This is a genomic window from uncultured Ellagibacter sp. (assembly GCF_934636505.1).
In the GTDB taxonomy this organism is placed as follows: domain Bacteria; phylum Actinomycetota; class Coriobacteriia; order Coriobacteriales; family Eggerthellaceae; genus Ellagibacter.
The window spans coordinates 1-2,445 of record NZ_CAKUAL010000121.1 but is presented as its reverse complement, the minus strand read 5'-3'; the positions used below and the strand labels follow the sequence as shown (position 1 = coordinate 2,445).

Annotated in this window: 1 protein-coding gene; it reads left to right on the top strand. The window is 62.0% G+C overall.

Going from position 1 to position 2,445, the window contains the following annotated elements; translation table 11 throughout:
- Positions 1–47: 47 nt before the first annotated feature.
- Positions 48–2,445: protein translocase subunit SecD (gene secD / locus Q0G18_RS09290; RefSeq protein ID WP_297152392.1), on the top strand; the 2,398-nt coding region annotated here is incomplete at its 3' end.

Here is a 2,445-nt window from a genome sequence, read left to right as displayed (position 1 = left end):
CTCAGAAAAAGAAGAAGCATCATAATAAGGATAGGCGCAACGTATGGCTGCTCGTGGTCATGGCGCTTTTGGTCATCGGCTCGATCGCGATGTTCACGCCGCCGCAGGAAAAGATCAATCAAGGCCTCGACATTCAAGGTGGCCTTTCGGTCGTGCTCACGGCGCACAACAACGACGGGTCGGATGTTTCCACTGAGGACATGGAATCTTCGCGCGCGATCATCGAGAACCGCGTGAACGCCCTCGGCGCATCCGAGGCAGTCGTGCAAATTCAGGGCAACGACCAGATTCTCGTGCAGATCCCCGGCCTATCCGACACTGAGGAAGCGCTCAACACCATCGGCAAAACGGGCAAGCTCGAGTTCGCGCGACTTGACTCCTTCACCGATTCCGATGTGAAGACGAAGATTCAGAGCGGCCAATACGGCACGCAGGGCACGGTGACCGACGCGTTCGGCAATTCCTTCCCGAGCGAAGAGGTGCAGCACCTCAAGGTCGAAGAGGGCACGTACACGCCGATCATCACCGGCTCGAACCTCGAGAAGGTCGACGTGGGCCAGGCTTCCCAGACCTCGACCGACTATGCGGTTAACCTGCGTCTCGACTCCGAGGGCACGAAGGCCTTCGCCGAGGCGACCGAAGACCTCGCTCCCACCAAGGGTCAGATTGTCATCATCCTCGACGGCGAAGTGCAGTCTGCTCCTGCCGTGCAGTCCGTCATCTCCGACGGCAACGTTTCCATCACCGGCGGCTATACGCTTGACGCCGCCAAGCAGATGAAGACCGTGCTTGAATCCGGCTCGCTGCCCGTGAGCTTCGAGTACGCGCAAAGCCAGGTCGTCGGCCCGACGCTCGGCCAAGATGCGCTGCAGTCCGGCGTGCTCGTGGCGCTCATCGGCCTTGTGATCGTCATGATTTACCTGCTCGTGTTCTACGAGGGGCTCGGCGTCATCACCGCGGCGGCGATGGCCGTCTTCGCAGCGATTTATCTGGGCATCCTCGCGCTGCTTTCCGCATTCGGCCTGTTCAGTCTTTCTATGGCGGGCATCGCCGGCGTCGTTTTGACCATCGGCATGGCGGCCGACTCCTCCATCCTGACGCTCGAGCGCTTCCGTGAGGAAATCCGCATGGGCCGAAGCGTGCGCGCTGCGTCCATCACGGGCGTCCGCCACGGCATCCTGACCTCGATCGACGCCGACCTCGTGACGCTCGTCTCCGCGCTCACGCTGTTCTTCCTGGCGAGCGCCTCGGTCAAGGGCTTTGGCATGACGCTTGCCCTCGGCATCGTGTGCGACATCATCATGATGGTGCTGTTCAAGGCGCCGCTCATCCGCCTTCTCGCCCCGAAGCTCATCGCGAAGCATCCTAAGTTCTGGGGTGTGGAGGACTGCATCGAGGCTGTGCCTTACTTCCAGGGCGTGAAGCAGGCGGCTTCCCGCAAGGACGTGCGCGGCCGCTTCATCAAGCTCGACATCAACCTTTTGGGACTTAAGAAGATCTTCCTTACTGCGGCCTGCTGCGCGATGGTGCTTGTCGCCATCATCGTCGGCGTGCGCGGTATGAACTTCGGCATCGAGTTCGTCGGCGGCACGTCGGTGACCTTCCACGGCACGGGCGACGTGACGACCGAGCAGGTCCGCGACGCGTTCAGCGATGCGGGCGAGCCCGACGCGGTCATCCAGACCACGACGGCGGACGGCGAGCCAGGCTTCCTCGTCCGCACCACCACGACTTCCGCCGAAGATGCGACGGTGGCGGCGAACGAGGTGGCGGACGCCTTCGGCTGGACCACCGACAGCTTCGAGGTCACCACAATCGGCCCTGACTGGGGCGCAAGCGTCATCCAGTCGTCGGCGATCGCGTTCTTCATCTCGTTGCTGCTGATCATTGCCTACATCTCGATCCGCTTCCGCGATCCGAAGATGGGCGTGACGGCGGTCGTGGCGCTGCTGCATGACCTTATCATCGTCGTGGGTGTCTATGTGCTCGTCGGTCGCGAGATCACCCCGAACACCATCGCCGCCCTGCTCACCATCTTGGGCTACTCGCTCTACGACACGGTGGTCGTGTTCCACCGCATCAACGAGAACATGAAGGACGACTCGGTGAAGTGCACCTTCGCCACCATGGCGAACCACTCGGTGAACGAGGTTCTCGTGCGCTCGCTCAACACCTCGATCACCTCGCTCATCCCGGTTGTGGCGATGCTGCTGTTCGGCGGCGAGACGCTGAAGGACTTCGCGCTTGCCATGACGATCGGCCTCGTGTGCGGCTGCTACTCGTCCTACGCCATCGCGACGCCGCTCTACGTCATTTGGAAGACGCACGAGCTGCGCTTCAAGAAGCTGCAGAAGAAGTACGGCAACGACATCCAGCGCTGGTTCCTGAACCGCCTTCCGGGTGCGGCTGTTCCCGCTGTGGCTGCGGCGGCTGCTGGTGATGCGG